General features: G+C 43.8%; 26 protein-coding genes and 1 riboswitch. Of the genes, 16 read left to right on the top strand and 10 right to left on the bottom strand.

What is annotated here, in order from left to right:
* Positions 1–4 precede the first annotated feature (4 nt).
* The 10 genes from ccoO (at position 5) to ttcA (ending at position 8,538) form a co-directional block, all read left to right on the top strand.
* Entirely contained in the window at positions 5–625 is a 621-nt protein-coding gene (gene ccoO / locus MKA69_RS10985; RefSeq protein WP_055028949.1) for a cytochrome-c oxidase, cbb3-type subunit II, read from the top strand.
* Positions 626–636: 11 nt separating this feature from the next.
* Positions 637–801 carry a CcoQ/FixQ family Cbb3-type cytochrome c oxidase assembly chaperone gene (locus MKA69_RS10980; protein ID WP_000351114.1) on the top strand — a complete coding sequence of 55 codons (165 nt, stop codon included), beginning with the start codon at positions 637–639 and terminating at the stop codon, positions 799–801.
* 7 nt (positions 802–808) lie between these two features.
* Complete coding sequence (ccoP, locus tag MKA69_RS10975) at positions 809–1,789, top strand: cytochrome-c oxidase, cbb3-type subunit III (protein ID WP_305848036.1); 981 nt, start codon at positions 809–811, stop codon at positions 1,787–1,789.
* 78 nt (positions 1,790–1,867) lie between these two features.
* A complete protein-coding gene (locus tag MKA69_RS10970) occupies positions 1,868–2,344 on the top strand; it encodes a FixH family protein (protein ID WP_000240589.1) in 477 nt (158 codons plus the stop codon).
* Between the two features lie 4 nt (positions 2,345–2,348).
* Complete coding sequence (locus MKA69_RS10965; RefSeq protein ID WP_055028950.1) at positions 2,349–4,721, top strand: heavy metal translocating P-type ATPase; 2,373 nt, start codon at positions 2,349–2,351, stop codon at positions 4,719–4,721.
* 2 nt (positions 4,722–4,723) lie between these two features.
* A complete protein-coding gene (ccoS, locus tag MKA69_RS10960; RefSeq protein WP_000445302.1) occupies positions 4,724–4,888 on the top strand; it encodes a cbb3-type cytochrome oxidase assembly protein CcoS in 165 nt (54 codons plus the stop codon).
* The gene (locus tag MKA69_RS10955) at positions 4,885–5,559 is read left to right on the top strand and encodes a sulfite exporter TauE/SafE family protein (RefSeq protein WP_001067606.1); all 675 of its coding nucleotides are present in this window, start codon (positions 4,885–4,887) and stop codon (positions 5,557–5,559) included. The genes ccoS and MKA69_RS10955 overlap by 4 nt, the downstream gene beginning before the upstream one ends.
* Positions 5,560–5,648: 89 nt before the next feature.
* Complete coding sequence (locus tag MKA69_RS10950; protein WP_000622577.1) at positions 5,649–6,401, top strand: FNR family transcription factor; 753 nt, start codon at positions 5,649–5,651, stop codon at positions 6,399–6,401.
* 129 nt (positions 6,402–6,530) lie between these two features.
* Positions 6,531–7,478 (top strand): universal stress protein UspE, encoded by a 948-nt coding sequence (gene uspE, locus MKA69_RS10945; protein WP_000029909.1) that lies wholly within the window; start codon positions 6,531–6,533, stop codon positions 7,476–7,478.
* Positions 7,479–7,605: 127 nt separating this feature from the next.
* Positions 7,606–8,538 carry a tRNA 2-thiocytidine(32) synthetase TtcA gene (ttcA, locus tag MKA69_RS10940; protein WP_305848035.1) on the top strand — a complete coding sequence of 311 codons (933 nt, stop codon included), beginning with the start codon at positions 7,606–7,608 and terminating at the stop codon, positions 8,536–8,538.
* A gap of 60 nt (positions 8,539–8,598) precedes the next feature.
* On the opposite strand, the gene MKA69_RS10935 is transcribed toward ttcA, so the two are convergent.
* The 3 genes from MKA69_RS10935 to MKA69_RS10925 are packed head-to-tail and all read right to left on the bottom strand — an operon-like array spanning position 8,599 to position 10,859.
* Positions 8,599–9,258: a DUF2987 domain-containing protein gene (locus MKA69_RS10935; protein ID WP_055032665.1), complete on the bottom strand. Its 660-nt coding sequence runs from the start codon at positions 9,256–9,258 to the stop codon at positions 8,599–8,601.
* Position 9,259: 1 nt separating this feature from the next.
* Positions 9,260–10,060 (bottom strand): glucosaminidase domain-containing protein, encoded by an 801-nt coding sequence (locus MKA69_RS10930; protein ID WP_055027668.1) that lies wholly within the window; start codon positions 10,058–10,060, stop codon positions 9,260–9,262.
* Positions 10,053–10,859, bottom strand: coding sequence for a hypothetical protein (locus MKA69_RS10925; RefSeq protein WP_305848034.1), 807 nt, complete (start codon positions 10,857–10,859; stop codon positions 10,053–10,055). The genes MKA69_RS10930 and MKA69_RS10925 overlap by 8 nt, the downstream gene beginning before the upstream one ends.
* Before the next feature lie 324 nt (positions 10,860–11,183).
* Here MKA69_RS10925 and potA point away from each other — a divergent pair, with 324 nt between their 5' ends.
* From potA to MKA69_RS10900, 5 genes are all read left to right on the top strand, one after another.
* A complete protein-coding gene (gene potA, locus MKA69_RS10920; protein ID WP_032470017.1) occupies positions 11,184–12,317 on the top strand; it encodes a spermidine/putrescine ABC transporter ATP-binding protein PotA in 1,134 nt (377 codons plus the stop codon).
* Complete coding sequence (potB, locus tag MKA69_RS10915; protein ID WP_170938000.1) at positions 12,301–13,158, top strand: spermidine/putrescine ABC transporter permease PotB; 858 nt, start codon at positions 12,301–12,303, stop codon at positions 13,156–13,158. Before potA ends, potB begins: the two co-directional genes overlap by 17 nt.
* Entirely contained in the window at positions 13,158–13,928 is a 771-nt protein-coding gene (potC, locus tag MKA69_RS10910; RefSeq protein ID WP_055028955.1) for a spermidine/putrescine ABC transporter permease PotC, read from the top strand. Before potB ends, potC begins: the two co-directional genes overlap by 1 nt.
* Before the next feature lie 102 nt (positions 13,929–14,030).
* Complete coding sequence (locus tag MKA69_RS10905; RefSeq protein WP_055028956.1) at positions 14,031–15,062, top strand: extracellular solute-binding protein; 1,032 nt, start codon at positions 14,031–14,033, stop codon at positions 15,060–15,062.
* A gap of 110 nt (positions 15,063–15,172) precedes the next feature.
* Complete coding sequence (locus MKA69_RS10900; protein ID WP_305848033.1) at positions 15,173–16,210, top strand: extracellular solute-binding protein; 1,038 nt, start codon at positions 15,173–15,175, stop codon at positions 16,208–16,210.
* A 97-nt stretch (positions 16,211–16,307) separates the two neighbouring features.
* Here MKA69_RS10900 and MKA69_RS10895 read toward each other — a convergent pair whose 3' ends face one another.
* Entirely contained in the window at positions 16,308–17,042 is a 735-nt protein-coding gene (locus MKA69_RS10895; RefSeq protein ID WP_305848032.1) for a chromosome partitioning protein ParA, read from the bottom strand.
* Between the two features lie 17 nt (positions 17,043–17,059).
* Complete coding sequence (locus MKA69_RS10890; RefSeq protein ID WP_000251903.1) at positions 17,060–17,218, bottom strand: hypothetical protein; 159 nt, start codon at positions 17,216–17,218, stop codon at positions 17,060–17,062.
* A 307-nt stretch (positions 17,219–17,525) separates the two neighbouring features.
* A riboswitch (glycine riboswitch) is annotated at positions 17,526–17,625 on the top strand.
* Between the two features lie 91 nt (positions 17,626–17,716).
* On the opposite strand from MKA69_RS10890, the gene MKA69_RS10885 reads away from it, so the two are divergent.
* Positions 17,717–19,093: a sodium:alanine symporter family protein gene (locus MKA69_RS10885; RefSeq protein ID WP_305848031.1), complete on the top strand. Its 1,377-nt coding sequence runs from the start codon at positions 17,717–17,719 to the stop codon at positions 19,091–19,093.
* A gap of 59 nt (positions 19,094–19,152) precedes the next feature.
* On the opposite strand, the gene MKA69_RS10880 is transcribed toward MKA69_RS10885, so the two are convergent.
* The 5 genes from MKA69_RS10880 to MKA69_RS10860 all read right to left on the bottom strand — a co-directional run bounded on the left by MKA69_RS10880 (position 19,153) and on the right by MKA69_RS10860 (position 25,580).
* Positions 19,153–19,791, bottom strand: coding sequence for a LysE family translocator (locus MKA69_RS10880; RefSeq protein ID WP_305848030.1), 639 nt, complete (start codon positions 19,789–19,791; stop codon positions 19,153–19,155).
* 87 nt (positions 19,792–19,878) lie between these two features.
* The gene (locus MKA69_RS10875) at positions 19,879–20,616 is read right to left on the bottom strand and encodes a DUF2931 family protein (protein ID WP_305848029.1); all 738 of its coding nucleotides are present in this window, start codon (positions 20,614–20,616) and stop codon (positions 19,879–19,881) included.
* Between the two features lies 1 nt (position 20,617).
* Positions 20,618–22,747: a phospholipase effector Tle1 domain-containing protein gene (locus MKA69_RS10870; protein ID WP_305848028.1), complete on the bottom strand. Its 2,130-nt coding sequence runs from the start codon at positions 22,745–22,747 to the stop codon at positions 20,618–20,620.
* Positions 22,744–23,532 (bottom strand): DUF4123 domain-containing protein, encoded by a 789-nt coding sequence (locus tag MKA69_RS10865; protein ID WP_305848027.1) that lies wholly within the window; start codon positions 23,530–23,532, stop codon positions 22,744–22,746. Before MKA69_RS10865 ends, MKA69_RS10870 begins: the two co-directional genes overlap by 4 nt.
* A complete protein-coding gene (locus MKA69_RS10860) occupies positions 23,529–25,580 on the bottom strand; it encodes a type VI secretion system Vgr family protein (RefSeq protein ID WP_305848026.1) in 2,052 nt (683 codons plus the stop codon). Before MKA69_RS10860 ends, MKA69_RS10865 begins: the two co-directional genes overlap by 4 nt.
* Positions 25,581–25,587: the final 7 nt, after the last annotated feature.

Below are 25,587 nucleotides of genomic sequence, written 5' to 3'. Positions count from 1 at the left end.
AGCAATGAGTTCTAATTCTAATAATCGCCATGAATTACTTGAGCGTAATGTCGGTTTGTTAGCCATTTTTATCGTGTTTGCAATCAGTTGGGGCGCTCTTGTAGAGATCACTCCATTGATTTTCCAAAAGCAAACGACCGAAGAGGTGCAAAACCTGAAACCTTACACTGCGTTGCAGTTGGAAGGCCGTGATATTTACATCCGTGAAGGATGTAACGTTTGTCATAGCCAAATGGTTCGTCCATTCCGTTCTGAAACGGAGCGTTACGGCCATTATTCTGTCGCGGGTGAAAGCGTTTGGGAACATCCATTTTTATGGGGTTCTAAACGTACAGGTCCTGATTTGGCACGTGTCGGTGGGCGTTATTCTGACGAATGGCACCGTGTTCACCTATTGAACCCACGTGAACTGGTTCCTGAGTCAAATATGCCAGGATTCCCATGGTTAGCTAAAAACACTCTGGATGGCAAATACACGCAACAAAAAATGTCGTTGTTCCGTGACCAATTTGGTGTGCCATACACTGATGAACAAATAGCAAATGCGACAAAAGATGTAGAAGGTAAAACAGAGATGGATGCCATCATTGCTTATCTTCAATCTCTTGGTCACGCAATGAAATAACAGAGGTAATTATGGATATCGGTACTATTCACAGTATTTGGACCATAGTGCTGTTCATATGCTTTATAGGCGTTGTTTGGTGGGCTTATGGTAAAAAACGCAAAGCGCGTTTTGATGAAGCTGCCAACCTTATTTTTGCCGATGAAGAGCAACATACCTCTAAAAACAAGGAGTGACTAAGTAATGACTACATTCTGGAGTCTCTGGATCATCGTAATTACCGTTGGTACTTTGCTCGGTTGCGCCATTCTCCTCGTTTGGTGTCTGAAAGACAAAATGGGGGTTGAAGAAGGCGTTGACATGGGGCACGAGTACGACGGTATTCGCGAGATTAATAACCCGCTGCCAAAATGGTGGACTTATCTATTTGTAAGTACTTTCATTTTCGCGGCCGTCTATTTAACACTTTACCCAGGTTTAGGTAGCTTTAAAGGTATTCTTGGCTGGCAAAGTTCAGATCAAACAGTACGTTCTCTTGAAGAATCACGCGCTTCAATTGCAGCAGCACAGCAAGATAAGCGCCTTGTTCAATATTCAAAAGAATTGGACGACGCCAATGCTTATTATGGTGAGGCATTCAAACGTTTAGCTTACCAAGATGGTACGACTAACTTACGCGCAATCCCAGATATCGCTGCAGATAGTGACGCACTTAAAGTCGGCCAACGTTTGTTCCTACAAAACTGTTCTCAATGTCATGGTTCAGATGCCCGTGGTCAACGGGGTTTCCCAAACCTTACTGATAAGGCATGGCTATACGGCGGAGAACCAGAAGCTATCGTAACAACCATTCGTCATGGCCGTATCGGTCAAATGCCCGCGTGGAAAGACATTTTAGGTGAACAAGGTGTAAAAGAAGTTGTAAGTTATACACTGAGCCTATCAGGTCGTTCTGTTAATGCCAAAGAAGCCGAAGCAGGTAAAGCTCGTTTTGCGGTTTGTTCTGCTTGTCATGGTACAGACGGTGCAGGTAATCCAGCTTTTGGTGCACCTAACCTAACAGATAATGACTGGCTATTTGGTGACTCACGTGCCGATGTAACCGAAACGGTGATGAACGGTCGTTCTGGTGTGATGCCCGCTTGGATCGATATCTTAGGTGAAGATAAGGTTCAATTGGTTGCAGCTTATGTCTGGAGCTTAAGCAATTCAGAGAATAAGTAACATTCTAATAACAGCCCCTTTTCAAGGGGCTGTCTTTCTTATATTTTTTAGCCTCTTATCGTTGTAGAGAACTTTTTTATGGTAAAGCCTTGGTATAAACAATTCTGGCCCTGGTTCCTGATCATTTTACCGCTAACAGTGGTGATCTGGACGGTCGCTACTGTCATTGTTTTTGCGAATAACTCTGTTTCATTAGTGACTGAGGATTACTATAAAAAAGGCAAAGGCATTAATATCGATCTTAGTAAAATCAACATAGCCAAAGAACTAGAATTGCACGCCACCATTCAATCTGAAGGTAATAATGTGCTCATCGCGTTTGATAAGGGCCAACTTACCCATTACCCCGCCATTCAAGCAATGTTTGCTCACAGAACGCTTCCAGATCGAGATTTTTCTCAGCTAGTTACCGCGGATGCTCAAGGTATTTACCGAGTAAAACTCGATCATGAACTCCAAGGACCTTGGTTTATTGAGCTCACTCCTCATGACGCCCAATGGCTGATTCAAGGACGTATTACTTTCCCAACTTCGTCAACCCCATTAATGAACTAAGATCATGAACAAAACGTGTTATCACTGTGGTGAAGATGTACCAGCCAACACGAACTTTAACGTTGATATATTGGGTGAAAAACGTGAAATGTGCTGTCCGGGCTGTCAAACGGTCGCTCAAACTATTGTCGATAGTGGCTTAGTCTCTTATTACCAATTCCGTACCGCTCCTGCGGAAAAAGTCGATCTCGTCCCTGATCAGCTTAAAGCACTCATTCATTATGACAATGCTGATGTACAAGCAGAATTTGTGCGCCATAATGACGACTACTCAGAGGTGACATTGTCACTGGATGGAGTCTCTTGTGCGGCTTGTGCATGGCTCATTGAAAAACAACTTCACGCCGAACCGGGTGTTGTCTCGATTCGGGTGAATACGACCACAAATCGAGCTTTGTTGAGCTGGAATCGTACGAAAACTCAGCTTAGCCATGTCTTAGCGCAAATACATAAATTAGGCTATAAAGCCGCGCCTTTTGAGGCTGATAAGCACGAAGCACAATACCACCACGCCATGAAAACCTATCTTTATCGGCTTGGTATTGCTGGGCTTGCCACCATGCAAGTGATGATGCTAGCCGTCGCACTTTATTTAGAAGCCTTTGGTGACCTAGATGCTGAGTTTAAAAACTACTTCCGTTGGGTAAGTTTAATTTTTGCTACTCCAGTGTTGCTCTATTCCGCTCTACCGTTTTATTTCAATGCATGGCGAAGTGTTCGAGGCAGAACCTTAGGAATGGATGTACCTGTCTCATTAGCACTTATTTTCGCCTATGTTGCGAGTTTAATCGCGACAGTGACTCAACAAGGGGAAGTCTTTTTTGAGTCGATATCCATGTTTACGTTTTTCCTTTTGGTTGGACGCTTTTTGGAAATGCGGGCAAGACGTAAAGCCGCCGCCGCAAGTGGTAATCTACTGAAACTGATCCCGGCAATTGCGACAACACTTGATGGTCAGCAAGTCCCTGTTAAAACCCTCAAACCGGGTGATTGTGTTCGCGTTTTGCCGGGCGAACATATTCCTGCCGATGGTGAGATCATCAACACTCGTGTCCATATTGACGAATCAATGCTCACTGGTGAATCTTTGCCTGTAGTTAAAAACTCTGGCGATCAAGTATTCGCAGGCACGCTCAATGGTGACGAATCTTTCGATCTACGTGTAACCGCCTCCAAAGCCGACTCCGTGATCTCAAATATTGTGAGATTGCAAGATGACGCGCAATCCTCTAAACCTAAAATTGCTGAAATTGCTGACGTGGTAGCACGCTACTTTGTTGCTATTATTTTAATCATTGCTGCTGGAACATGGATTTTTTGGCATCAGACTCGGCCTGAAGATGCCTTCTGGATCATGCTCTCCGTTCTTGTGGCAACCTGCCCTTGCGCCTTATCACTCGCTACTCCAACAGCATTAACTTGTGCCACCTCCAGTATGGGGAGTATCGGGGTCATGCTGCGTAAAAGCCATGTATTCGAAACCCTGTGTAAAGTTAATCACTTGGTTATCGATAAAACTGGCACATTAACCCATGGCAATATTGAAATTAGCTCAGTGGATACTTGGGGAAAGTTTACAGAACAAGAATGCTTAGCGATTGCCGCGGAATTGGAAGGTCATGCAAACCACCCCATCGCAAAAGCATTTCGTCGCTATAAAGTTGAAGGGCTCAACCTCAATGAAGTAAAGAATGTCATCGGTAGCGGCATTGAAGGGGTCTACCAAAATCACCGCGTTAAAATTGGCAGTGCTGAATTTGTGTTAGATACACAATCCCATTCTGACATTAATTGTGTGTTTTTATCTTTAGATAATCAGCATATTGCAACTTTTCATTACCAAGACCCGATACGTAAAGAAGCCAAAGATTTCATCAGCAAATTCCATGCTGCCGGAATCAAAATTACCTTATTGACCGGTGACTCTCAAACCAGCGCACAAATCGTTGCTAAAGAGATGAAAATAGATAATGTCGTCGCTCAAGCGAAACCGGAAGATAAGCTAAACTACCTGCGTCAATTAAACCAAACCGATATAACCCTAATGGTGGGGGATGGTATTAATGATGCGCCTACACTTGCGGGAGCACATTTATCTGTCGCCATGGGTGGAGGGACCGATGTCGCCAAAGCCTCAGCGGATATGGTGTTGATTGGAGACCGTTTAGATAAGCTTTTGGAAGCAAGAACATTGGCCTTGAAGACTCGTAAAATCATTCGTGAAAACTTAGCATGGTCGCTTGGTTACAATGTACTCATTCTTCCATTAGCGATAGCAGGATTAGTGGCTCCTTATATTGCCGTGGTCGGCATGTCAGCCAGTTCCATCATTGTTGTTTCAAACTCACTTCGTTTGCTCAAAAAGCAAGGGAGATAGCCATGGAAAGCTTATATTTACTGATCCCCATTGCGATCGTACTTGTTTGTGTTGCTGTAGGTATTTTTTTGTGGGCAGTAAAAAGTGAACAGTTCGAAGATCTTGAAAGACAGGGTCATAACATTTTATTCGACGAAGATGACACTCAACATAAGGACCAACAGTGAATCCTGATTACTTAGGCGCCTGGATTGTAGGGTTGTTAGGTGTAGGACATTGCTTGGGGATGTGTGGGGGGATAAGCGCCCTACTTTCATTGAATCAAATAAAAACCTCGCCAATATTACTCCTTTACTACAATCTTGGTCGATTACTTAGTTATGCAGTGATAGGTGGTATGGTCGGAGGTATTACTGCCTCACTAACCAACCTCATTGATATTCAAGCGGCATTAGTCTGGCTAAGACTAATGGCCGCTATTTTAATGGTAATATTAGGCCTTTACATCGGACGATGGTGGTTTGGATTACTCTGGCTTGAAAAGCTAGGTCAAAAAGTATGGCCGTGGATTTCACCATTAGGTAAGTCACTATTACCGCTCAAAAAACAATGGCATGCCCTGCCGTTTGGAATGGTATGGGGCTGGCTTCCCTGCGGTTTAGTTTACTCTATGCTCACTTGGTCTGCCGTCGCGGGAAGTTTTGCACAAGGAGCATTGATCATGCTCTCATTTGGCTTGGGAACGCTACCGGCCATGCTCGCCAGCGGTTGGGGTGCCACTAAGTTAACACATTGGCAAAACTCGTTTTTTTTCCGTCAATGTGCAGCGATATTGGTGATTCTGTATGGGCTATATACGGCTTACGATGCCATAAAGCTGATGGTTAATCTTGGTTGATGGTTTAGTTATTGCTGATTTATTTTAACTACCCTTTAGGGTTAAGCAATGCTAAAATATTGACGTACATCAATTAGTGAAAGGTTGTTATGATTTCCGAAAAGCCTGCTGCGAAGCGCATTCAATCGGGTGGTTGTGCTATTCACTGTCAAGATTGCAGTATTAGCCAACTGTGTATCCCTTTTACCTTGAATGAGTCTGAGCTCGACCAGCTTGATCAGATCATCGAGCGTAAAAAACCGATTCAGAAAGGTCAGGAGCTTTTTAAAGCTGGTGACGAACTGAGATCTCTTTACGCTATTCGTTCTGGTACGATAAAAAGCTACACCATCACTGAACAAGGTGATGAGCAGATCACCGCATTCCATTTAGCGGGCGATTTGGTGGGGTTTGATGCCATTACAGAGGATCAACACCCAAGCTTTGCCCAAGCACTAGAAACTTCGATGGTGTGTGAAATTCCATATGAAATTTTGGATGACCTGTCAGGTAAAATGCCGAAACTTCGCCAACAAATCATGCGGTTAATGAGTAGCGAAATCAAAGGCGATCAGGAAATGATCCTGTTGCTTTCGAAGAAAAATGCAGAGGAACGTCTTGCTGCTTTCTTATACAACCTTTCTACTCGCTTTTCTCAACGCGGTTTTAGTCCACGAGAGTTTCGTCTCACCATGACTCGTGGTGATATTGGTAACTACCTCGGATTGACTGTTGAAACCATCAGCCGATTGTTAGGTCGCTTCCAAAAGTCCGAGATCCTTAGCGTAAAAGGGAAATACATTACGATTCTCAATCATGCTGAGCTGATGGAACTTGCTGGCGTATCTAAAGAATCTAAATAACATCAATGATGTAGCTCTTAATGAGCTACATCATACTTCTTAGAAATACCCACTCTTTTTTCTAAAACTCTGGTCATAACTAAGCTAAAGTAAAGCTAATAAACCTCCTCACTGAACAAGGAGTTTCCCATGAGCATTTACAGCAAAATTCTTGTCGTGGCCGACATCAACCATGATGAACAACCCGCTTTAGCTCGCGCGATGCAACTCGCGCAAAAAAGCACTTCAACTAGCCACGTGACTTTCTTCCTGTCGATTTACGACTTCTCTTATGACATGACATCTATGCTCTCTCTTGAAGAACGAGACGCCATGCGTAAGGGCGTTATTCATCAGAGAGAACAATGGATGCGCTCAATCGCCGAACCTTATGTTGATCAATCCGTTCAGTTTGAGATCAAGGTTGTATGGCACAACAGGCCTTATGAAGCAATCATTGGAGAAATCTTTGCCGGTGAACATGACATTCTTATCAAAGCCACACGCAAACATGACATGCTAGAGTCGGTTATTTTTACTCCAACTGACTGGCATTTAATGCGCAAATGCCCAACCCCGGTCTTGTTAGTAAAAAATGCGGATTGGCCAGAAAACGCCAACATTATTGCTTCTGTGCATGTGGGCTCTGAAGTCGATACCCATATTGATTTGAATGATCGGATGGTTGATCAATTACTCAACCTTAGCCAGCGTCTCGGAGCAAACCCATATCTTGTTAACGCATACCCTGTCACCCCTGCGAACATAACCATTGAGCTGCCTGAGTTTGACCCAACCACTTATACCGATGCCGTCCGTGGTCATCATCTTACAGCGATGAAAGCACTACGCCAGAAACATGGTTTAAGTGAAGAACAAACGATTGTTCAGCAAGGCTTGCCCGAAGATGTTATTCCTGATGCGGCTAAACAGCTCAACGCAGCGATGGTGATTTTAGGTACCACTGGTAGAACTGGGCTTTCAGCCGTGTTTATCGGCAATACAGCTGAGCATGTAATCGATAAAATTAACTGTGATGTACTCGCGCTAAAGCCTAATGGCTATGTAAGCCCACTCGACCCGCAAACCGCAATCTAGTCTTACGTGTTTGATCCCTGCCCGATGGCGGGGATTTTTTCTTCTTGCATGCTATAAATCTGGCATCTCTGGCATTTATCCGTATCATACGCACTTCATTTTGTTTTGAGATTTAAGATAGCAAGCAATGACAGCGCAAAATCAAGAGTTGACCAAAGCTCAACAATACAATTTTAACAAATTGCAAAAGCGTATTCGTCGTAATACCGGTCAAGCAATTGCTGACTTCAATATGATTGAAGATGGTGATCGCATTATGGTGTGTCTGTCCGGTGGTAAAGATAGCTTTACCATGCTGGAAATTTTGATGAGCCTACAAAAAAGTGCCCCCATCTCTTTTGAACTCATCGCCGTCAATCTCGATCAAAAGCAACCAGGATTTCCCGCTCACGTACTACCAGAGTATTTGGAAAGCTTAGGTGTTGAATACAAAATCGTTGAAGAAGATACCTATTCGATCGTGCAAGACAAAGTTCCAGAAGGCAAAACAACCTGTGCACTTTGCTCTCGCCTGCGCCGTGGTATTTTATATCGTACGGCCAAAGAACTGGGGGCAACTAAGATTGCTCTTGGCCACCATCGTGATGATATTCTAGAGACCTTGTTCCTTAACATGTTCTACGGCGGAAAAATGAAAGGCATGCCGCCTAAATTGGTATCCGACAATGGCGAACATGTGGTAATTCGTCCACTGGCATATTGCCGAGAAAAAGACATCATTAAATACGCTGACATGCGTAGCTACCCGATCATTCCTTGTAATTTATGTGGTTCACAACCCAACTTACAACGTCAAGCAGTCAAGATGATGCTTAATGACTGGGATAAACGCTTCCCGGGTCGCATTGAAACCATGTTTAGAGCCATGCAGAATGTGGTACCAAGCCATCTGGCGGACTTCTCTTTGTTCGATTTTAAATCGATTGACAAAAATTCTGGCATCATTAATGGCGGCGATATTGGCTTTGACAAAGAAGACATTGCACCGCAAGTGGTGGAAGATGAAGACTTAGTGATGGAGTTTGACCCATCACTCCAGTTAAATGTCACCAATATCTAAATTGATAAAACAAAGGCTGCCCTCAGGCAGCCTTTGTTTTATCGATTTCAATCACTAAGTTTACTTTTTTGCAGAAGGTAAATAAGGTAAAACTCGCAATGCTGGAGCGGGCAGTTGCATCCCCCCCTCTTTACCCATTTGCGCTAACGTAACTTGCGCCTTGTGATTCACAATCGCAATGGATTGGCCATTACTGAGTGTAATCATTCCCTCTGTTTCTGGCGCAAACTCTAACGTTACGCCTTCTACTGCAGGTGTAAACCAACTTGCAAACATACCACCCAGCTGCTCCAACATCGTTTGCATTTGTGGCAACAAGACCTCGACGTCATGGTACGAGACTTGGTTTTCAAATGGCTTCTTAGCCATCACCACCATGGAAAAATCACAACGCTGATCTTGCGGGGTATCGACAAATACCAGAGGATTCGCCTGTCGTAAGTTGTTATCTAATGGAACAATAAGCTCATAACTCGGGCCGATTTTCAGCTCTTCATAGTGTGCTTCTTTTTCCATCCAGGCTTTTTCAATCACACAATTTTGCTTACTTTGCGCATCCACAAAGAAAATACCCATTTTCACATCGGGATGATCTTCTTTCGTGTTACTTTTCATTTGAGAGAATAACTTGCTGTAGGTAAACATATATTGTTGAGCAACAGCAGGAACACTTAGGCTTAAAAATAAAGGAGCAAGTAGGATGTAAGCTTTTGATTTCATTTTAATTATCATTCCAATAGTTTTGATTTGCCGCCATCATGGCTTGTAAATCTTTTACGTAGGCTTCACCACGCTCTGAGTATTTCATAAGGCCATTACTCATCGCTTTAGCACTGTCATCACTTGCTGGATTGAGTTTTTTCTGGCGAAGTTGAAAACGAATATCACGTAGATCTCGATATGCAGCGTTCCGATTCACATTCATAAAATAGCCCTGAATCGAATCTTGAACGCTATCAAATTTAGCGACTTCATGAAATGCACCTTCTATCCGTTCCAAAGGCACTAATCCACATCCTGAGCTATAACACCACTGTCCAAAATAGTTATTGGCCTCCCTGGCAAATCTCGATGTTCCCCATGCAGACTCATTCGCCGCTTGTGTGAGCACCAACGCTTCAGGGATAACATCGACTCGATGTAGCATCTCTTGTAGCCATTCGATATCCACAATACCTTGGTTTAACTCTAGCGAATATAGACTCGCCAAGCGCTGAGCTTGCGCCAGATTGTTGGGCGAGAGTTGACCATCTGCAAAATCTTTTTTAATCCGCTTAAGAATTGCCCTTTCTTGTAGAATGCGAGAGTTCTCATACATCACGCCGGGTTTTAGGTAATTAAAAAAAGCTTCTTTCCTTTCTGAAACATCACTCATTGCCGTAAAGTCAGGCGCAATACCCACTACTTCACCTCTCAACAATGGCAGTTTTGTCCTTTTCGGTTTCTCGAAACGGTAAACGCCAAAGATAGCAATGGCAACAATCATCAACCAAACAAGCCTAATAGTTACCTTTTTATGCATCAAAAACTCCAGAGGATTGACTGTGGTTACCCTGATCGTCTTTAGGGTGATCTGAGGCAATAATTTTCAGGCGAATACCAAACATATTGCGATAAATAATCCCTTTCACATGGAAGAAGAAAGGTAAAAATAAAACTAGCCCAATTCCATACAAAAATACGGCCATAATGAATAACACCATTAATACCGAATAAATAGCAATCAATGGAAAAATCTTTTTATTCGCTGCTCTTAACGAGAGTAGCAACGATTGCATCGGAGGCACTTTCTTTTCACAGATCAGTAACAATGAGTTACTAAAGGCAATCGAAAGATACATAGACAGAAACGGCAAAATCATTCCTGCCACACCTTGTAACATTAAGCTAAATAAGGTGGCTAAAATCACTGGGATAGTAAATTGTAGTCCTTTGCTCATATGGCGCGTTTGCGTTCTCAACCCTGCAGCATGACTCATCGCCATTAAGCTAATACCGGCATAAATGGGGGCGCTGATCACTTCATAACTGAAATTCGCAATAAACATCGCTTGGACTAAGCCTTCTGGCACTGTCCCACCCTGTTCAAAAACCGACAAAATCACCGAGAGATCACCAATCTGCAATTTGAAAGCCAAATAGAAAATCGCTAATTGCACGACAATGAGTACAAAAATAGCCGGCGTAAAGTTAATAAAGTGTTTTACCGTCATGCCCCATGCCTCTTTCAGGACATCACCGACTTTTAACTCATAACTTCCCGATAGTGCTTTGTCTACCGAGCCGCCAAGATTGAACTCTCTTTCGATATCGTTATTCATAAAATGCCCTAGTTCGGTCGAATGCGCGGATAACGTCACGCTTCAACGTGAAAATTGTGTTCATTATACTGAAATGCATCCCAGGCTAAAATCTGATTACCAATCTCATCTTGCATTATTGTCGATATGATTGATAATTAAGCGCTTGATAGCATTAAGAGTTAAGCAAAATCAGTATGCTAGACAAAGTGGACTAAAACTGGCAAAAATTTTTATGTTTCAAGGTAAGAAAAAGACTTTGAAATCGTGCTCTTGGTGTTTATGATGCGCCCCTTATTTTTGTTTAACTACAGGTCCAACAAGTAGAATTGTCTACAGGCCGAGGTGGGAGAAATACAGACGTTGAACGAACAACATTCAGTAGGAAAGCCAGTCATTCGTCTATCTGGCATTAGCAAAAGTTTCGATGGTAAGGAAATCATTGGTAACCTAAATCTTGATGTGAATCATGGCGAGTTCTTAACTATCTTAGGCCCATCGGGCTGCGGTAAAACGACAGTGTTAAGAATGATTGCTGGTTTTGAAACTGCAGATCAGGGTCAGATTCTGCTAGATGATCAAGACGTTACTCAAGTTCCTGCTGAACAGCGACACGTCAATACGGTCTTCCAAAGCTATGCTCTCTTTCCGCACATGACAGTGTTCGAAAACGTTGCGTTTGGTCTGCGTATGCAAAAAGTACCAAGCAACGAGATTGAACCTCGTGTTATGGAAGCACTACGTATGGTGCGCCTTGCTGAAATGGCGCAGCGTAAGCCACACCAACTCTCTGGTGGTCAGCAACAACGTATCGCTATTGCCCGCGCTGTTGTCAACAAACCAAAAGTACTGCTCCTTGACGAATCGCTTTCTGCACTGGATTACAAATTGCGTAAACAGATGCAAAGCGAGCTTAAACAGTTGCAACGTCAGTTAGGCATCACCTTTATCTTTGTTACTCACGATCAAGAAGAAGCGCTGTCGATGTCGGATCGCATTATTGTTATGCGTTCAGGCAAAATTGAACAAGACGGTTCTCCTCGTGAAATCTACGAAGACCCAAAAAATCTTTTTGTTGCTCGTTTTATTGGCGAAATCAACGTCTTCCAAGCAACGACTCTAGACCGTCTTGATGAAAAACGCATTCGCGTTGACATCGAAGGTATTGAGTCAATTGTTTACTATGAAGATGAAGTGAAGGCTGGTGACAAGCTACAAGTGCTCCTCCGTCCTGAAGACTTACGTATCGAAGAAATTAAAGAGTCAGAAGAAAAAGGCATTGTAGGCCACGTGACAGACCGTACTTACAAAGGCATGACTCTGGAGTCAGTTGTTGAACTGGAATCCGGTATGTGTGTGATGGTTAGCGAATTCTTCAACGAAGATGATCCAGATGTGGATCACTCTATCGGGCAGAAAGTGGCTGTCACTTGGGTTGAAAGTTGGGAGGTAGTACTCAATGATGAGCAAAAAGCTTAATCTGCAAAATGCAATTATTACCTTAATTGTCAGCTGGTTAGTGCTATTTGTACTGTTCCCAAATCTGATGATTATTGGTACCAGTTTTCTCACACGTGACGAAGCAAACCTGATTAAGTTTGTTTTTACTTTTGAAAACTACACGCGCCTGCTTGACCCACTGTACGGCAAAGTAATGTTGCATTCGTTTTATATGGCGATTGTCGCAACCTTAATCTGCCTCGTGATTGGTTATCCATTTGCGTATATTGTGGCCAAAATGCCTGAAAAATGGCGTCCATTTATGCTGTTTTTAATCATTGTTCCTTTTTGGACCAATTCACTGATCCGCACCTATGGTTTAAAAATTGTACTCGGCACGCAAGGCATTCTGAACCAAGCGTTAATGTCACTCGGTCTGATCGATGCCCCATTGCGCATTATGTTCACCGAAACAGCCGTAATGATTGGTCTGGTTTACATTTTGTTGCCATTTATGATCCTGCCACTCTACTCTGCCATCGAAAAATTGGATGGTACTTATATTGAAGCGGCACGCGATCTTGGCGCCAACAAGTTCCAGACGTTGGTTCGTGTGATTTTACCTCTGACGATGCCCGGCATCATCGGTGGTTGTTTACTGGTTTTACTTCCAGCGCTCGGTATGTTCTACATTGCCGACTTGCTTGGTGGTGCGAAAAACTTACTTATCGGTAACGTAATTAAGAGCCAAGTACTTAACGCCAGAGACTGGCCGTTTGGTGCGGCAACCAGTATTGCCCTGACATTGGCAATGGCCATTATGCTGTACGCCTACTACCGTGCAGGTAAACTATTGAATAAGAAGGTGGAGCTAGACTAATGGGACGTTCAATTAGATTTAGCTTTATGAGTTTGGTGTACTTATTCTTGTACTTACCCATCATTGTTTTGATTGCAAACTCATTTAACGAAAACAAGTTTGGTATCAAATGGGGTGGCTTCACCACCAAGTGGTACCACGCTCTAATGAATAACGACAGTTTAATGCAAGCGGCTTGGCATTCGATCAACGTTGCGGTGTTTTCAGCTACCGCAGCAACCCTGATCGGCAGTTTGACGGCAGTGGCTCTCTTCCGTTACCAGTTCAAAGGTAAAAAGGTGGTGAGTGGCATGCTGTTTGTCGTCATGATGTCACCCGATATCGTGATGGCGATTTCGCTACTTGCTTTGTTCTTAGTATTAGGCGCTAAACTCGGCTTTTTTACACTGCTGATTGCACATATCACCTTTTGCTTACCATTCGTTGTGGTAACCGTATACAGCCGTCTCAATGGCTTTGATGTGAAAATGCTTGAAGCAGCAAAAGATCTTGGAGCCGGAGAATGGGTTATACTGAAGAAGATCATTCTGCCTCTGGCAAAACCAGCGGTAGCGGCTGGCTGGTTGCTTAGCTTTACCCTATCGTTGGATGACGTGATTATCAGTTCGTTTGTGACTGGTCCAACCTACGAAATTTTGCCATTAAAGATATATTCGATGGTCAAAGTAGGTATTTCACCAGAAGTTAACGCACTGGCAACGGTGATGTTAGTGGTTTCATTAACTCTTGTGGTTATTTCACAGCTGTTAGCAAGAGAAAAAATGAAGTAAAATCCACGTCCGTTTGGAAACACGCGAAACAGAATGATGGAAATCATTCTGTTTTTCTTTGCAACGCCCATAAGGGCAACGTTTAGTTTGGAGCTAACGTCGATGAAAAAACTGGCTACTTTTTTAGCAGGTAGCGCATGTGCGCTTTCTCTGTTGTCTGGCACAGCGGCAGCGGAAGATAAGGAACTGGTGTTCATGAACTGGGGTCCGTACATCAATAGCGGTATCCTAGAGCAATTCACCAAGGAAACAGGAATCAAAGTTATTTACTCAACTTATGAGTCGAATGAAACTTTGTATGCAAAACTCAAAACGCACAATGAAGGTTATGACCTGGTAGTTCCATCTACCTACTTCGTTGCAAAAATGCGTGATGAAGGGATGCTACAAAAAATCGATAAATCTAAATTGAGTAACTTCAAAAACTTAGATTCTAACTACCTAGATAAACCTTATGATCCAAACAACGATTACTCAATTCCACACGTTGTTGCTATCACTGGTCTAGCTGTTAATACCGACATGTATGATCCTAATGACTTCCAAAGCTGGGGTGACCTATGGAAGCCTGAGCTAAAAGGTCAACTGATGTTGATGGATGATACGCGTGAAGTATTCCACATCGCTCTGCGCAAGTTAGGTTACTCTGGTAACTCAACAGACGATAAACAGATCGATGAAGCGTATGCAGAACTGCGAAAACTGATGCCTAACGTGCTGGTTTTCAACTCTGATAACCCTGCAGCACCTTACCTTTCAGGGGAAGTTGGCCTAGGCATGCTGTGGAATGGCTCTGCCGCTGCTGCACAAAAAGAAGGTCTACCGATCAAATTGGTATTCCCGAAAGAAGGCGGTATCGGCTGGGTTGACAACTTTGCGATCTCTTCTGGCGCGAAAAATGTTGATGCTGCACACAAAATGATCGACTTCTTGCTACGTCCTGAAATTGCAGAGCAAATTTCACGTGACACGGGTTACCTGACAGGTGTTAAAGCATCAAACGACAAGTTTAAAGATGTTGCACCACTGTTCCCATCTCAAGAAGATCTGGATCGTGTTGAATGGCAATCTGCCGTAGGCGATAAGACTGTGAAGTACGAAGAATACTTCATGAAGTTGAAAGCCGGCCAATAAAGTCGCAGAAAAGCATCAAATAGGCAGCATTTGCTGCCTATTTTTTTTTATCTTGTTATACTCCCCCTCCATCGCCTAGTTAGGTTCTTTCTATACACTATGGGAACGTAATGAAAAATAAACTGTTTGCGAGTGCTCTGTGCGCAGCAGCATTGTTCACCACCAATGCAATGGCTAAAGACCAAGAACTTTACTTCTACAACTGGTCTGAATATATCCCGAGCGAAGTCCTAGAAGACTTTACCAAAGAAACTGGAATCAAGGTGATCTACTCCACCTATGAATCCAACGAAAGTATGTATGCCAAGCTTAAAACGCAAGGCTCCGGTTATGATCTTGTTGTCCCTTCAACTTACTTTGTCTCCAAGATGCGCAAAGAAGGAATGCTACAAGAGATTGATCATTCGAAACTTTCACACTATCAAGACCTCGATCCAAACTATCTCAACAAACCTTTTGATCCCGGCAATAAATATTCGATTCCTTATATTTGGGGAGCGACTGGCATCGGTATTAATACTGACATGCTTGATAAGAATTCACTCAAAAACTGGGGAGACCTGTGGGACCCTAAATGGGCAGGTCAGCTAATGCTGATGGATGACTCACGAGAAGTCTTCCATATTGCTTTAAGCAAACTGGGTTACTCGCCGAATTCAACCAACCCTAAAGAAATTAAAGCAGCCTATCGTGAGTTGAAAAAACTGATGCCAAACGTATTGGTATTTAACTCGGATTTCCCAGCCAACCCATACTTAGCCGGTGAAGTATCACTCGGTATGCTATGGAATGGTTCAGCTTATATGGCACGCCAAGAAGGTGCACCGATCGAAATCATCTGGCCAGAGAAAGGGGCCATTTTCTGGATGGATAGTATCTCCATTCCAGCTGGAGCAAAAAACGTAGAAGCCGCGCATAAAATGATCGACTTCTTATTGCGGCCAGAAAATGCTGCAAAAATCGCTTTAGAAATCGGTTATCCAACGCCAGTCAAAACGGCAAATAATCTTTTACCTAAAGAGTTTGCTAATGACCCCAATATTTATCCACCCCAATCAGTCATGGATAGCGGTGAATGGCAAGATGAAGTGGGCGAAGCAAGTGTCATCTATGATGAATACTTTCAAAAACTTAAAGTGAATGACTAATCTCAATACCTAAAATACTCACCATCGTAAAAGCGGTGGTTTAGAGGGAAAAATAAAAAAGCCACCCTATGGTGGCTTTTTTATTGTGTGCTTTCAGCTATAGACCGATTTCTTCTGAAAGCGATTTAATCTGTTCCAAATCCATTTGATGAACGCGGATCATCTGATCAATCTGGCTAATACGGGAATTGGCTTCATCCTGTTTATCACAAGAATCCGATTTCGCATCCCAAGATTTCCCTTCAAGGTAAATGTCACACTCTTTTTTCAGAACCTTGATTTTAGGAACTAGTGAATCACGTTCTTTTTGCAATCCTTCTAATTCTTGTTTGATTTTTAACTCACGTTGGAAAAGTTCTCTAGAGCGTTCCAACATAGTCGCTTGTATATCAGCTTGACGATTAAGTTCATTGTTATGTGTATTGGCAAGCTCCAGAGCCATTTTCTGCTCATTCAACTGCTGCTCAAGATCGAGAGTATGTTTTTCAAGCTCTGCGACATACTTATCTCGCTGCACCGATTCAGCTTGCCACTCTTCCCGTTGCTTATCTAGGGCTTGATCCATTTTGATCTGCCACTGCTCATCATTGTTCTGCTCTGTTACTTCTGCCGCTTTCACAACTTCTGTTTTCGCATTTTTCAATTGTTCAAGCTGATCCTGCAGCGCCTCATACGAAGCTTCCCATCGACTGGTTGTAACAGACGAACCAATTAATCCGCCAAATGCCATGCCTAATACCGCAGCTATCGCAATATAAAGATAGCCTTGCTTATCTCTTCGTTCGATAACAACGACTTCTTCGTTGTCGTCAAACTCATTGTGTTTGTTCACGCTTCGCTCCTCTTGCGTCAGCGAATCAATTCAGAAATCACCAAGAAGGTAGTGTATAAAACAAAGGTCGCCAAAATAACAATGACAACCCCTTTCTGCAATTTTTGATTGGTACGATAGCGAATCAATATAAACGCTAGCGCAATCAACAACACGATTGCAATCAATCTCACCATATAGCCTCCTAGCGTGCTTATCTTATACCACTTATACGCCGTTTAACGTCAGAGAAAAGTGGATTCATAAAAGAGTTGGATAAGAGTTAAGCAGACGACCTCTTTTGTAGGTGACATCACATTTCCTTTTCGCTAGTATCCGCTTTGCAAATCGTTTTTCGCAAGACGATTGTTCCGTTGAAGACTGCAGGAGAGTGGTTGTTAACCAGATTTTTACATCTGAGCCAAATAACCCGCCGAAGAAGTAAATCTTTCAGGTGCATTATTCTTATCGATTTATCGAAATGAATAAGCGAGGACTGTAGTTGGAGGAACCTCTGGAGAGAACCGTTCAATCGGTCGCCGAAGGAGCAAGCTCTGCGCATAGACAGAGTGAAACTCTCAGGCAAAAGGACAGAGGAGTGAAAGGCCAATCTTTTAGTGAGCTCGCTAGAGCTCTGCTGTGCATTTTTGCATCCTTTCTCTCTTCTCCTTATGTTTATTTTTTAAGGGGAAAACATGAATAACCTGCAATCTTTTCTGCAAACCGTTGATAGTTTAGTTTGGGGACCACCACTGTTAATTCTCTTGGTGGGAACTGGTGTCTATTTCACCTTCCGCTTGGGTTTATTGCAATTTCGCCGCTTGCCGACGGCTTTAGCCATGGTATTTGGCCGCGAAAAATCTTCAGACAAACAAGGTGATGTATCAAGCTTCGCCGCACTGTGTACCGCCCTCTCCGCCACCATTGGCACGGGAAACATCGTGGGTGTTGCGACCGCAATCAAGCTCGGCGGCCCAGGTGCCCTGTTCTGGATGTGGCTAGCTGCGCTGTTTGGCATGGCAACCAAATACGCAGAATGTTTACTCGCAGTGAAATATCGCCAAGTGGATGACAAAGGGCAAATGGTCGGCGGGCCTATGTACTACCTGCGTGACGGAGTGGGTTCAAAAACACTGGCAGTATTATTTGCTGTATTTGCTGTCGGCGTAGCATGTTTCGGTATTGGTACTTTCCCGCAGGTAAACGCGATATTAGATGCTACTCAAATCTCTTTTGGCGTCCCTCGTGAAACTTCCGCAGTTGTGCTGACCATATTGGTTGCTATTGTCACTATCGGTGGCATTCAATCGATCGCCAAAGTAGCCGGAAAAGTGGTTCCTGCAATGGCGCTGTTTTACATTGTCGCTTGTTTAAGCGTGATTGTTACCAATGCCGATAAACTCGCAGACGCAGTGGAATTGGTGTTGGTATCCGCTTTCACATCGACCGCAGCAACAGGTGGCTTCTTAGGTGCAAGCATTATGCTAGCAATTCAATCAGGTATTGCTCGCGGCGTGTTCTCCAATGAATCAGGCTTAGGCAGTGCGCCTATGGCGGCAGCGGCGGCAAAAACTGACTCCTGCGTTGAGCAAGGCCTTATCTCTATGACGGGGACCTTCTTCGATACCATCATCATCTGTACGATGACTGGCTTGGCTCTCATTTTAACTGGTGCTTGGCAAAGCGATCTTTCTGGTGCTGCGATGACCACCTACGCCTTTGCCACAGGCTTAAATGCACAAACTATCGGTCCGATGCTGGTTTCCATTGGTTTGATGTTCTTTGCCTTTACGACCATTCTGGGTTGGAACTACTACGGCGAACGCTGCATTGTGTTCTTGTTCGGCACAAAAGCGGTACTGCCTTATAAAATCGTCTTTATTGGCTTGATTGCCTCAGGCGCATTCCTGCACCTCGATTTGATTTGGATTATCGCCGACATTGTAAATGGTTTAATGGCCATTCCGAACCTTATTGGCCTTGTTGCCTTACGTCATGTAGTAGTGGAAGAAACGAAGCAGTATTTTGCCGCGCGTTATCAATACACCGAAGCCGAAGCTCAAGTTCAATAGCACCCAGTCGATCTTGGCACAAAGAAAAAGCGCCCAATAGCGCTTTTTCTACTAGCAAGCTAGACTTGAGGTTTCTCTAAGAGAAGTTTGATACCTAATGCGACCAAAACAACTCCCGTTGTACCTTCCATCCAACGCATAAAAGAAGCGTTTTTCAGAAGGTTTTTAGCGCTACTCAAAGCACCGGCTAAACCACATTGCCATACCATCGCAATCGCAAAATGAATCAACGCCATCAACAAAGATTGCGCTAACGGTGAATAGTCAGGATTAATGAATTGAGGCAGAAAAGCTAAGTAAAAGACGGCAGTTTTCGGATTCAGCACATTCGAGAGGAAACCTTCACGCAGCGATCGGGTTAAGCGAAATTGTGCATGAGCTAGGCTCGCAACCTCAATGCCCTGCCCTGCTTTCATTAATGATCGTAAGCTCGAAATACCCAACCAAATCAGATAAGCCGCTCCTACCATTTTAACGATTTGAAATAGCTCAGCCGATTGAGCAAGAATCGCAGAGATACCAATAGCAGAAAAAGTGGCGTGAACGAATAACCCAAAACAGATACCCAAGCTGGTCGTGCATCCATCTGCAAACCCAGCCCGCGAGGTGTTACGGATCACCAAAGCAGTATCGAGCCCCGGTGTTAAGGTCAAAATAGTAATAGCGATAAGAAAAGCTTCGAAATTCTGGATAACCATATCAATCCTTGAAGGAAAATCAGCAAGCCTTTCTTATACCGCAAAGCCTCTCATGTGTCTTATGAAGATTTTTCAACTCACGCTAAGTTACTCGCCAAGCATTTTAATTTCATTGATGGAATAGACCTTATTCACTTTATCCCAAGGGATCGGCTCTAGCTCAACACCTGCATCCTTAGCGCGTTGTTGGATATTTCTAAGATAAGAAGATTCTTTATATGTATCGGCTTTAAACCCATTGCTATCACGATCAGGAGTTTGGTCAGGAGCTAACTCCGTAAGATAAATAGTCTCACTACAGCCACTCAACCACACCTTAGCTTGCCCATTAGGCAGAAGACCAAAAATAAACTCTGCGCGATAACATGGATCAACAATAAATCCATTCCATTTAGTATAAGTTGTTTTCGTAGCTACTAACTGTTTTACGTTGTCAGGAATCTCATACTTAGTGACATAAAATTTGGTATCAAACAATGAAACCCAGTACACATAAAGTGTATCAGGTAGCTGGGTGGAACCTACACCAATTTGGCTTCTGCTTGTAATGCCTAAGGCATGTGGCAGCCCAAAACCATCATAATCAGGAAATATCTGACGGATATATTCAATATCGCTATCACTCATACGGGGGATAATATTATGAATTAATACAGTCCAGTTTTCTTTTTCATTAACACCGTAGATTTGGGTAATTTTTACTGGGTAAAACGAAGGCATTGTTACACCAACTCGCCACGTCCATGGCTGCTCGGTTTGATATGCAGCATTAGTAGAACATGAGTTAAGTAAAAGCACTGACAATAACAAGAACACTTTTTTCATTTTATTTTCCTTGTTCGCATGGATAGCTGGCTCTTTTATAGCAGCCTGCTTTTTCGTCCCACAACGGAGACATTCCAATATCATCACCCGATGAATGGTGAAAAAGATTTAACGTCATGAAACTTCTCTTTAGCTCTGGGATTGAGAGCTTCTGTTGCAACGCTGAATATTGCCCATTTTTAGCTAGCTCTAGTACGCTTTGATTGATCTTGGCAAAGTCGCTGCCATAATCTTCGATGTTGTAGTGACGCATATCTTTATCTTCCCAGACTTCGGAATTTTCGTCGGACATGGGAACGCCATGGAACTCGGCCAAACCGTACATTAAACGTAAGTACAAACGCGAGAGATCCCCTTCCACTTGACGTTGAATATAAAGTTTGCCTGTCACTCGCCCACCATCGTTCTTACCTTCTTGGCGAACGTCCAACGGCTCAATCACGTAATCCTCATCTTTCCAACCCGTAAGCCTATCTAGCACCTTATATTTTTCTAGCTCATTTAACACATATTGCTTGGTTTTCTCTTCATCCCAGCGATCGGAAAACGTACGACTCACACGCTTAACAAGTTTCTTCTCTAAAACAGGCAGCAGATACCCTTGATTGTTAAAACTGAGCCTAGAGTAATAGCCGCCCCCAATATCTGAGTGAGCGCCTGGCAAAACAAATTCATGAAAATGTTCTTCATCCGTAGAATTGAGATGGTTCAAACTAAAATTATCTCGACATTCAATGGTCGGATCTGCCGTTAAATGTACGGCATGCCTGACTCGTCTAGGGTCAATCCATAGTCTTACATCACCATTGTCCTTGTGTGTATTGAGATCTAGGCCAAAAGAGGAGTTTTTAGAAAAAATATTGACTACTGAGGCCACTGTATCAAACAAACCAGCAAAGGTGATTTCGCAATTCGCTTTTATTTCATCGACCTCATCCCAATCAAAAGCGTAAATGAGTGGTAAATCGGCTTTCTGGCAGCCTAATGTAAACGTCTTCGCAAATTCGCCATTTTCACCATCCAATACCATATTGATGAAATGTCTTGCGGCAGCCGCTCCACGACTAAATCCAAAAACATCAAATTGGAGCTTTTCTATACCATCGACTTTCATTTTAAGAACTGTTTCAAATGTAGAGGTAACCTGTTCTATATTTTGAGAAAGTGTTTGAATCCCTGTAGTGACTTTGGCTGTAACTCCATACTTACCAATTCCTAAGCCTTGCCCGACAACGATCGACTCATCTGCAGGAGCAATCGCGGTGCTATTTCCCGTACCAATCCCAGTGATATACTCAGCATGGCTAAACATATTTTTTTCTTTAAAAAATTTGTCTTGAGAGTATAAATCGAACAGTTTTTGAACATTGGTTAATTCATTACTTGCACTACCCGCAACCGTTTCCATTTCTCCCTCATCATTTTTAAATAAGGAGAGAATAAAATTGTCTTTTTTCGGATAGGTAAAACAATCATTAGAAAGTGCCGTAATTGGAACTTCTTTTTTTGTTCCATTAACGTTTTTGGAATTAATCTCGCATTCAGCATCGTACTTTGCTTTCCATTTACGATAATAATTTTCTAATTGTTGTTTTCCCCATTGGGCGCTGTAGGTATTGTTAGCGGTACCATCAAAGAACATTCCGACTCGAAGAGTAATAAACTTGTATGCCCTAACTTGAAGAATATAGGTTTTATCTGTAAAGAGTTTTAGCGTTCCGGCTTTGCCTTTTTGATGGTTAGTTGGTAATACGATCTCTTTCGGTAATTTGGTCAAATCACCCGTCGTAATTTCTTGATAAACCACCGGGCCACTCTTGTGGGCACTGTAGCTGCTAGAAAATTCTTCAACCGGTTTATTTTTCTCTTCATTTCTTGGATGACTTTTATCTTGCGCTGCTTTTAACCATTGATCGTAATCTAACTGAATTTCAACAGGACCAGGCGCAAGGTTTTCAATTAGAATCGGCGCAGCAGTAAGCTCGATTGGATGTTTATTTTTCATTGCGTCAATCAAAACACCACTTACCCTTTCAAAAGGTTGGTTATGTTCATCACGTACGACAATTTCAATCCAATGTTTTAGGTTTTCACAAGGTTGGCAATGAGGGTTAGAACCTGTACTTCTCATGCTAACTTCTCCCGAATATAAATAATTTCCTGAAGTTCTTGTTGATTAAGCTGTAATGCATCCCTTAGCTGATCTATCGAACTAAAAGAGTGGGCGATTGTGCTATTTAAAACCAACAATTCTGCTTGCTCAGGGTCTAAGCCGAACTCAATTCCTTCATCTAAAACGTTTTTGATGAACTGGTAAGGTTCATCAATTTGCTCCATAACAAAAGGCAGTTTTTCCCATAATCGACGTTCTAAAATTTGAGAATGCACCTGCGTTCGGTAAAGTGGTGCTAGGTGATAAGGCTGCATTTTCCACCATGTCGTAGACTGAGAAACAAAATCATCCATTCGAGTATTTTCCCAAATTCGGAAAGTCCCCTTATTGGCAGTGGCGAGTCGTTCTACAGAGCCAAGGAAATCATTCCTCTCATGCTCTAGCATCGCATCCAGCATAGGCAGAATGACTTCGGTATCATAAAAACGAAACAGCACTTCTTCGCCCTCTAGTGCGGCTATCAAAAGGCTTTGGAGATGGCTTAATAATTCCGTTGCGGAACTATTACTGGTCAAAAAGATACCCTGCTGAAATTGTTCATCCGACAATTGCAAAACCGCTTTAGTTACAGGGACTAACCAAGGTGACAAACTCATCACTGGAGCAAATATTTCGCCATGGAACACAATTAAAGTGTCATCAAAAACCACTCCGTTATTGGCAGAGATTACTTGTTTAAAACCTTGTTGATCTAATAACCAGAATACGGGGGTTTCTTGCTCCGTTAACCACTGTTGAATCATGAGGTTGCTCCCGCTAAAGGACATACTTTCACCGCAGGAACATTCGCTTGTTCGGCCTGTAGCAACGCTTGGTAAGAGATGGTCTGTGGTGGAGCAAGCGTCACGGCAGATTCTAAGCCGCCCGGTAAGGCGGGCATTGCACCGCCAAAGCCGCTACCACTTCCGGCACTGCCGCCAGAGTTGAGATTGACCAAAGCACCAGACAGATGCACCCCAGCCGGATCGACTTTAACAAAGCTGCCGCCCGCTTTAACGGTAATCTCGGAGCCCGCTTCAATCACGACTTTCTGTCCCGCTTTCACATGGATCTCTGTACCCGCTTCATTGACCCAAACTTTGCCTGTTTTCACATGCAGCGAGCCTTCAATACTCAGCACTTGCTCACCTGTTACTGCTTCTCGACTTTCCCCCTCCACCGTCAGATGTTGATTGTGTTTAATCTGGGTGAACTGGTCGTTTTCCACCGTCAGGTGTTGGTCGTGGCGAATGACCGTGGAGTGGTCGTTTTCAATCAAACCATCGAAGTCTTTCTGCGCATGCAAGTAGATTTGCTCTTTGCCCGCTTGATCTTCAAAACTGAGCTCGTTAAACCCTTCCCCTTGATGCGTCTCGGTGCGCAGCACAGTTTTGGTTTTGTGTTCTGGCAAGCTGTATGGCGGCGTGTTGGTCGCGTGATAAGTGCGTCCGGTGATAATCGGTTGGTCAGGGTCACCGTTTAAAAACTCTACAATCACTTCATGACCGATGCGCGGAATGGCGATAAAACCGTATTGGCTGCCCGCCCAACCTTGCGACACTCGTACCCAACAGGAGCTCTGCTCGTTGCCATTGGAGTAGCGGTCCCACGGGAAATGGATTTTCACCCGTCCGTGTTCATCACAGAAGATTTCTTCGCCTTCAGGGCCAACAACCGTCGCGATCATTGGACCATCGACTTGCGGTTTAGGTTGTGGCTCAGCACGCCAGTGGAGGTGCCCCGGAATTAAACTAAATTGGTTACTGTAGGTAGTAGCGCCGCTGCCGCCGTCTTCTTGCAATGCCTGCGGCTGCTTACCTTCGTGATTCACCAAGACCACCACCCAATCGCGGTTCATCGCGGGGTCAAGATGCTCTTGCAGGTCAAACTTATAGCCAGCACGCAAGAGCGGCTCGTTGCTCTGCCCTGCCGCAGTGTGAGCATTACGGCGCAGGTAATCTAAACGGATTTGGCTAAAGGCGGCGCCGTTCACATCGTCTTTGTAGCGCCCCGGCGCATCAAAATGTTGGTAGCGGGTTTGCTGATAATCCAGCTCCGTGCCCTGCACGGTTTGTAAAAACGAGTAGGCTGGCTTTTTGAAGCTGTAGTCTTTGAGTTGAACTTCGCTCACTTCTGCTTGGGTGCGATAGGTTAAGCCGTGGATGTAAGGCGTATCCATCGTGCCGCCCGCTAAAGCGTTGTAAGGGATGGGCTCAGGCAGTTTGCTTAGGCTGTCACTGGCATCACTGAAATAGAGGGTATGTTTGCCTGCTTCGTGGACAAAGCTGTACACCAAACCTTCTTCGGCAGCGAGGCGGTGCAGAAAGTCGATATCGCTTTCGCGGTACTGCACACAAAACTCACGCTGCACGCAATCACGCTTGAGCGCAAAAGCGTAATCGTGGATGCCCATCTCTTGCAGCAAGATAGAGAGAATTTCAGGGACAGTCTGCTTTTGGAAAATGCGGCTGTTGTGGCGCAGGGATAAGCGCTCTAAGGCAGGGACTAAAGTGAGTTGGTAGAAGGTGTGGTGATGGCCGATATCGCCTTGGCTAAAGGCGCGCACAATGCCGTGTACGCGCTGCACCAGTTGTGAGTTGCGGTAAAGCTTGAGCTCAGCACGCTTATCGACCATCTGCTCGGCGGTCAGATTGGATACCCGACTCGCCAGTTGCACTTCGTAGCGAAACCCGTAACAGGCTTGCCCTAAAAAAACACTGTTGGAGAGTGACTCCTGCCCGTGAAAGCCTCTGACCACCAGAGTCTCATCTTCCAGCCCTTCGACCTCAATGCTGTACGCTAATGTCGCCATCCTGCCT

The organism is Vibrio sp. AH4, from assembly GCF_030710545.1.
GTDB lineage: Bacteria > Pseudomonadota > Gammaproteobacteria > Enterobacterales > Vibrionaceae > Vibrio > Vibrio metoecus.
This window is presented reverse-complemented; position numbering and strand designations above follow the sequence as displayed.